Origin of the sequence: Alienimonas sp. DA493 (genome assembly GCF_043951915.1) — a bacterium.
In the GTDB taxonomy this organism is placed as follows: domain Bacteria; phylum Planctomycetota; class Planctomycetia; order Planctomycetales; family Planctomycetaceae; genus Alienimonas.
Genome location: NZ_JBINJD010000209.1, coordinates 1 through 7339, shown reverse-complemented (window position 1 = coordinate 7339; position 7339 = coordinate 1). Strand labels below are relative to the sequence as shown.

The following is a 7339-nucleotide window of genomic DNA, read 5'->3' as shown; positions in this document are numbered from 1 at the left end:
GCGTGGCGGTGGGGGTTCCGTCAGCGGGGAAGTCGTCGGCGGGGGCGAGGCTGGTCGAGAGAATCATCGGGTGGTTTCCGGGGCGTCCGCGGGGGCGGTCGGGCGGGGATCAACGGGGCCGGCGGGGCCGATCAGGCGGAACTCCAACTCGCGGGCGTTGCCGGCGTCGTCGGCGACCGTGAACGTCGCCGCCGCCCGGCCGGTCGGGCCGGCGATCGCCCGCGGGAAGGCGAACAGAACCGGGACCACGTCCGTCTCCCCGGGGTCGAGCGTCGGCGGGCCGTCCAGCAGTTCGGCGGTCACCCCCGGCGGGGCAATCGGCGTGATCGTGTAGGTGCGGGGCTCCCCGGTCCGGTTCGCCAGCCGCAACCGCACGCTGTTGCGCACGACGGCTTCCTCATTGGCGGCGGCTTCCTCCCCAGCGACTACCGTGAACGGCTGCCCCGGGCCGCGGAACAGCGAGGCGTTCAGCCCCGTGGCCCGATCCAGCGCCAGCACGAACAGGAATCCGACGACGACGACCAGCAGCGGGTACACGACGGTCCGGGCCCGCCAGAAGCGGTACCGGCCGCCCTCGACTGTCTCCTGCGAGGCGTAGCGGATCAGCCCCGGCGGGCGGCCGATCCGCCGCATCGTCTCGTCGCAGGCGTCCACGCACTGGGTGCAGTTCACGCACTCCATCTGGAGCCCGTCGCGGATGTCGATGCCGGTCGGGCAGACGGCCACGCACCAGCCGCACTCGATGCAGTCGCCGAGGTTCTCCGTCGGCGTGCCCGGTCGCCGCTTGCCCTTGCCGCGGGGTTCCCCGCGATCGACGTCGTACGCCACGACCAGCGATTGCCGGTCCAGCATCACGGACTGGAACCGCCCGTACGGGCAGGCGACGGTGCAGAACTGCTCCCGGAACCAGAGGAAGTTCGCCAGGAAGGCGACCGTCACCCCGGCCATCACCAGGAACGCCGTCGGGTGCTCCAACGGGCTCTGCCGGACCCAACGGGCCAGCGCCTCGGTCCCGACGAAGAAGGCCAGGAAGGAGTGGGCGATGATCAGCGAGAAGATCACGCTGACCGCCACCCGGGCCACACCCCGCCACGCCGGCAGGTTTTTCTTGTTCGGCCCGCCCCGCCCGGCGGTGCCGCCGAACAGGCGGTCCAGCGGGCGGAACAGGAATTCCAAGAACACTGTTTGCGGGCAGGCCCACCCGCACCACGCCCGGCCGAACACCGCGGTGACGAACATCACGCTCAGCACCGTCGCGACCGCCAACAGGGCCAGCAGCGGGGTGTCGGTCGGCAGGAACTCGTGACCGAACAGCAGGAACCGCCGGCGGGCGACGTCCAACAGCACGAGCGGCTCCCCGCCCCACCGCAGGTGCGGCGTAACGACGAACACCGCCATCAGCACGTACGCCACCGCCCGACGGAGCCGCCACCAAGACCCCTTCGCCAGCCGCGGGCTGACCCACCGGCGGGTCCCGTCCCGCTCCAGCGTCGGCAACACGCGGTCCGGGGCCTCCAGCAGCGGCCCGCCGCAAGGCGCGGCGGTGTGCTCCAGCCCGGCGGCCAACGACGGCCGCGGCGCGGCGCCCTTCGCCCCCTTACAGTCGGCACACCCGCCGGACCCACCGTAGCGCCCGCCCGCGGCGGGGGCGGCGATCACGGAGAGCGTCGGACGGGAGTTGGCGGCCATCGAGGCGGTGCAGGAGGCGGAAATTATTTGGAATCAAACGCAGCTATTGAACGGCCGGCTCGGCGTCGGCCGGCCCGACAGGCAGGTCCCAGGGCGGGATCTCGCGGCCCTCCGGGGCTTTGCCCGCCCCGCCGGCGGTTCCCCGCAGGCCGGCGACGTAGGCGGAGGCCATCACGATTTCGTTCTCGCTGAGCCGGTTCTGCCACGCCGGCATCGACCCGTTCGCGGCGCCCTCCAGCAAGACCTTAGGTACGTCGCCGATTTTGGAGATGTGTTTATATTGCTCGTCCCGCAGGTTCGGGCCGACCAACCCCAACGCGTCCGTGCCGTGGCAGGACACGCAGTGCGATTGATAAATCGACTCGCCCACGGCCTCCCACCGCTCGTCCCCGACGAATCGCGCGACCGTCGGCCCGTCGGCCGTCAGTTCGCCCAGATCGGCGAATTGCAGCCGGATATTGGCCACCTTCGCCCGCTCGTAGCGGCTCAACACGCCCGCGTCGAGCAGTTGCGAATAGACGATCGGGGCGTACAGGACGCTGAAGATAATCGTCGCCCAGAAGACGTTCTTCCACCACGCCGGCATCGGGTTGTCGTACTCCTCGATCCCGTCGTAGCTGTGCCCGGTCAACGGATCGTCCGGCAGGTAGCCGCCGTCCGCGGCGGGCGGCCCGCCGGCGGGCGTTTCCGCGGCGGCGTTCGAGACGGCGTCGGCGGCGGCGACGGCGTTCGTGTCGGCCGAATCGTCGGCGGCGGGCGGGTCGTCGGGGGGCGGGGCGGAAGCGGTCACGGGTCGGCAGGGCGGAGAGGCGGCGGGAATAAAAAAGCCGACGGGGCCGTTAGCGGGGGTCGTTCACCACGTCGTCCTCCAGCGGGATGCCGGAGAACCGGTCCGTCGCCCCCCGGCTGAGGCGGGCGGCGCCGAAGGCGATCAGCACGAAACAGCCCACGAACAGCGCCAGGGCGACCTCCTGGTAGGAGGTGAAGTCGAGTTGACGAACGACGGCTTTAAGCATCGAAACGACCGGTCGGGGCGAGGGTGAATATGTGGGGCGTTGAAGGGGGCGGGAATTACTCCGCGGAGAGGTCCTGCTGCGGAGCGAGCGCCTCCGCCGGGGTGTCGACGTCCGCCGGGTCGGTCGTGGCGGTCTTGTAGCGGTCCGTTCCGAGCCGCTGGAGGTAGGCGATCAGGGCGATCACCGTGCGTTCCTCCATCCCCTTCGGCCCCTGCTGCGCGACGATCGCTTCGCCGATCTCGGCGGCCTGCCGTTTCGCGTCCGCTTTAATCGCCTCGTCGCTTTCGAAGTCGTACGGGGCGCCCAGCAGCTCGGCGTTCCGCACCCGCTCCGGGATGCGGTTATAGTTGAGCCGCTCCTCAATGAGGTAGGCGTAGGAGGGCATCACCGAGCCGGGCGAGAATTCCTCCGGGTCTTCGAAGTGCGTCAGGTGCCACAGGTGGCTCTGCTTGCCGCCCTCCCGGGCCAGGTCCGGCCCGATGCGGCGCGAGCCCCACTGGAACGGCCGGTCGTAGACGAACTCCCCGGCGAGGCTGTAGTCGCCGAACCGCTTCGTCTCCGCAACCAGCGGACGGATCATCTGCGAGTGGCAGTTATAACACCCCTCGGAGACGTAAATGTCCCGCCCGGCCAGCTCCAGCGGGGTGTACGGCTCGACCGTGGAAATCGTGGGCACGTTCGATCGAATTAAGAAGGTCGGCACGACCTCGAACAGCGTGGCGACGACCACCGCGGCGGTGGTGGCGACTGTGAAGAACACCGGCAGCCGCTCCCATTTCCGGTGCCAGACCAGCTGCGAGAACCGGCTGAGCGTGTGCCCAATCTCCAACACCCCGGCGCCTTCCAGCCGGCTCCGGGCCGGCGGTGGATCGTGAATCGGCGTCGCCGCCAGCGGCCGGGCCCGGTGGACGGGTTCGTCGTAGACGTCCGGCCGGGTCCGCCAAGTCATGTAGTAGTTGACGGCCATCAGCGCGATCCCGGCGACGTACAGGGCCCCGCCGCCGACGCGGGCGTGCCACATCGGTTTGACCGCCCGCACGCTTTCCAGGAAGTCCGGATAGGCCAGCTGCCCGGTCTCCGTCAGCGCCCGCCACATCAGCCCCTGGGTCAGGCCGGCGACGTAGATCGGAACGATATAGAGCAGGATGCCCAGCGTCCCGATCCAGAAGTGCCAGGTCGCCAGCTTCACGCTCCACAGCTTCGTCTGGAAGATGCGGGGCAGGAGCCAATAGAGCATCCCGAAGGCGAGAAAGCCGTTCCAGCCCAGCGCCCCGGAGTGCACGTGGGCGATCGTCCAGTCGGTGTAGTGCGACAGCGCGTTGACGCTGCGGACGCTCAACAGCGGGCCCTCCAGCGTGGCCATGCCGTAGAAGGTCACGCCGACCACGAAGAATTTGAGCACCGGGTCCTCGGCGACCTTATGCCAAGCGCCCCGCAGGGTCAGCAGGCCGTTAATCATCCCGCCCCAGCTCGGCATCCACAGCATCACGCTGAACAGCATCCCCAGCGTCCCGGCCCACTCCGGCAGGGCCGTATAGTGCAGGTGGTGCGGCCCGGCCCAGATGTAAATGAACACCAGCGACCAGAAGTGCAGGATGCTCAGCTTATAACTGAACACAGGCCGGTTGGCGGCCTTCGGCAGGAAGTAGTACATCAGGCCCAGGAAGGGCGTCGTCAGGAAGAAGGCGACGGCGTTGTGCCCGTACCACCACTGCATGAAGGCGTCCTGCACGCCGGCGTAGACGCTGTCGCTCTTCCACAGCCCGGTCGGCACGACAAGGTTGTTGAACACGTGCAGCAGAGCCACGGTGACGATCGTGGCGATATAGAACCACAGGGCGACGTACAGGTGCCGCTCCCGCCGGTGGATCAGCGTCATCAGGAAGTTCACGCCGAAGAACCCGAGCCAGACCACGGCGATCGCGACGTCGATCGGCCACTCCAATTCCGCGTATTCCTTGCTCTGGGTGATCCCCAGCGGGAGCGTGATCGCCGCGGCGACGATGATCGCCTGCCAACCCCAGAAGTGGGCCAGAGACAGCGCCCGGGACCACATCCGGGCCTTGCAAAGCCGTTGGGTGGAATAATAAACCGCCGTGAAGATCGCGTTGCCGGCGAAGGCGAAGATCGCCGCGTTCGTGTGCACCGGCCGCAACCGGGCGAAGCTGACGTATTCGATCCCGTAGGAGGCCGTCGGCCAGACGAGCAGCGCCGCGACGATCAGCCCCGCGAGCGTGGCGATCAAACCCCACAGGAGCGTGGCGAAGGCGAATTTGCGGACGATGTCGTCGTCGTAAATAAACGCCTCGAACCCGGCCTCCGGCCGCGGGGCGTCGGTGACGGTCGGGGCCGCGGAGGGGAACAGGGCTTTCTCCGCGGGGGCGAGGTCGCCGGCTTGCGGCGGGGCGTCCGGGGCGGCGGTAAAGGTCGAAGGATTCATGCGCGGGCGGAAACGGCCGGCGGGAGTACGGACCGGGAAACGGATCGCCCCGGCGTCGGGTCGGCCCCGAACGCACCGAGCGTGCCAGTCCGTCCCGCCGCGGTTTCTCGTGGGCTCGGGCGGCCCGCCGGCCGGACCATTCCGAACTATTTCACAGGGCTGAACGCGGTCCGGCGGCCGCGGGTGCGTCAGCCGGCCGCGGGGCCGCACACCCCCGCCGGCGGGCGTGCGGGCGCCGTGCGGGCGCCGAGTTTGATCCGCACGCCTGTGCGGTTCCGCACGCCGGATGCGGCGGCCGAGCCAGGGCGTCGGTGCGGTCGAATCGGGTCCGGCCGCTGCGGCTATCCGGCGTCGCGGGGTCGCTCCGGCAGGCGGCGGGCGGAAATATGGGGCGGTTCGGAACGCGGCGTGCCCGGTCCCTGGCTGGCCGCGCGCCGCCGCGTCGCTCCCGTTTTCCCGACTCTCTGCCCCCCGCCGAGCCGCCCGTCCCGCCGTGACCGATCCCGCCGTGCCCCCGCCCGACCCGCCCGGCCCGCCGCCCGCGGCCGCCCGGGAAGGGGCCGCCGAGCCGGCGGCCCGCCTGCGGGGGGTGCTGGACGCGGCCGTCGACGCGATCCTGACCATCGACGAGCGCGGCCGGATTGAATCGATCAACCCGGCCGGGGAGCGGCTGTTCGGGTACACCGCCGGCGAATTGCTGGGGCGGAACGTCGCCGTGCTGATGCCGTCCCCCTACCGGGCGGAGCACGACGGCTACGTCGCCCGCTATCTGCGGACCGGCACGCCGCACATCATTGGCATCGGCCGGCAGGTGGAGGGGCTGCGATCGGACGGCTCCACCTTCCCGATGCACCTAGCCGTCAGCGAAGTCACGCTGGACGACCGCCGGCTGTTCACCGGCATCATCCGCGACCTGACTGACCAGAAACGGATCGAAGCGGAGTTGGATCGCCGCGAACTCCAGATTCGGTTCATGATCGAAAACCTCCCCGCCGGGGCGGTTTACGCCGACCGGGCCGGCGGCACGCTGCTGTGCAACCCGACGGTCCAGCGGATCACCGGCTACCCCCGGGACCGGCTGAGCACCCTCGACGGCTGGTTCGGGGCGCTCTATCCCGACGACCCCGCCGGCGCCCGGGCCGCCTACGAGACGGACCGGGACGACCAGTTCGAACTGACCCGCACCACGACCTACCGCCACGCCGACGGCACCGACCGGGTCATGGAGACGACCGGCTACCGGTATCACGACCACGAGGTCTGGCTGATCCGCGACGTGACCGCCAGCCGCGAGGCGGAGAAGCGGGCGGTACAGGCGGAGCGGCTGGCGGCAATCGGGCAGATGGTCGCCGGGCTGGCCCACGAGAGCCGCAACGCACTTCAACGGGCCCGGGCCGGGCTGGACGTGCTGGCGCTGGACGCCGGCCCCGGCGGGGAGCGGGCGCTCGACCGGGTCGGCCGGGCGCTGTCCGACCTGACGACGCTGTACGAGGAAGTCCGCCAGTACGCCGCTCCCATCGCCCTGCGGCGGGAACCGATGAGCCTGCGAACCGTCTGGCGCCGGGCCTGGGCCTCGCTGGCCGACCGCCGGGCCGCCGACGGGGCCGCCGCCGTCGAGCTGATCGAAGTCGGCGCCAAGCAGGATCCGGCCGCCGCCGAGGTGGACCCGTTCCGCATGGAGCAGGTGTTCCGCAACCTGTTTGAGAACGCCTTGGACGCCGTCGCCGAGGCCCGCCGCGCCGCCGCCGGTGACGCCGGTGACGCCGGTGACGCCGACGTGGAACCCGCTGCGGGGGCGACGGACGACGACGCGGCGCCGGGGGCGGTGACGGTGGAGGTGGTTTCCGGCCCCGGCCGCGGGGACGAGTTCGACGTGTGCGTCCGTGACGACGGCCGCGGCCTGGACGAGGCGGCGGCCGCGCGGGTGTTTGAGCCGTTCTTCACGACGAAGCAGAAGGGCACCGGACTCGGGATGGCGATCGTCGGCCGGATCGTCGACCTGCACGACGCCCGCATCCGGGCCGAACGGGCGGAGTCCGGCGGGGCCTGCTTCCGGCTGACGTTCGCCCGCACCGACCGCCCGCCGCACGACGGAACGCCGTCCGAGTCCCGGGAGAGCCGTTCGTGATCGGTCCGTCCCCCCCCCCGCCGGGTTCCTCCGCCGGTCCGCCGCGGGACCGGTTCGCGGCGATCG

5 protein-coding genes are annotated in these 7339 nt (G+C 70.6%); 1 reads left to right on the top strand and 4 read right to left on the bottom strand.

All coding sequences use genetic code 11. The features are described 5' to 3' along the window. Nucleotides 1-63: 63 nt before the first annotated feature. From ccoG to ccoN, 4 genes are read right to left on the bottom strand one after another with little or no spacing between them, the layout of a single operon-like run. Complete coding sequence (gene ccoG, locus ACG2DA_RS20665) at nucleotides 64-1689, bottom strand: cytochrome c oxidase accessory protein CcoG (protein WP_395258314.1); 1626 nt, start codon at nucleotides 1687-1689, stop codon at nucleotides 64-66. A gap of 43 nt (nucleotides 1690-1732) precedes the next feature. Next, the gene (locus tag ACG2DA_RS20660; RefSeq protein WP_395258312.1) at nucleotides 1733-2479 is read right to left on the bottom strand and encodes a cbb3-type cytochrome c oxidase N-terminal domain-containing protein; all 747 of its coding nucleotides are present in this window, start codon (nucleotides 2477-2479) and stop codon (nucleotides 1733-1735) included. Between the two features lie 49 nt (nucleotides 2480-2528). Beyond that, nucleotides 2529-2705: a hypothetical protein gene (locus tag ACG2DA_RS20655; protein WP_395258310.1), complete on the bottom strand. Its 177-nt coding sequence runs from the start codon at nucleotides 2703-2705 to the stop codon at nucleotides 2529-2531. Nucleotides 2706-2760: 55 nt separating this feature from the next. Continuing rightward, the gene (ccoN, locus tag ACG2DA_RS20650; protein WP_395258308.1) at nucleotides 2761-5145 is read right to left on the bottom strand and encodes a cytochrome-c oxidase, cbb3-type subunit I; all 2385 of its coding nucleotides are present in this window, start codon (nucleotides 5143-5145) and stop codon (nucleotides 2761-2763) included. A 508-nt stretch (nucleotides 5146-5653) separates the two neighbouring features. Here ccoN and ACG2DA_RS20645 point away from each other — a divergent pair. Next, the gene (locus ACG2DA_RS20645; RefSeq protein ID WP_395258306.1) at nucleotides 5654-7273 is read left to right on the top strand and encodes a PAS domain S-box protein; all 1620 of its coding nucleotides are present in this window, start codon (nucleotides 5654-5656) and stop codon (nucleotides 7271-7273) included. The last annotated feature ends 66 nt before the right edge of the window (nucleotides 7274-7339 follow it).

Excerpts from the sequence above, each read along its gene's own strand:
- ACG2DA_RS20655 (WP_395258310.1), bottom strand. The coding sequence starts at position 2,705 with ATGCTTAAAGCCGTCGTTCGTCAACTCGACTTCACCTCCTACCAGGAG.
- ccoN (WP_395258308.1), bottom strand. The coding sequence starts at position 5,145 with ATGAATCCTTCGACCTTTACCGCCGCCCCGGACGCCCCGCCGCAAGCC.
- ccoG (WP_395258314.1), bottom strand. The coding sequence starts at position 1,689 with ATGGCCGCCAACTCCCGTCCGACGCTCTCCGTGATCGCCGCCCCCGCC.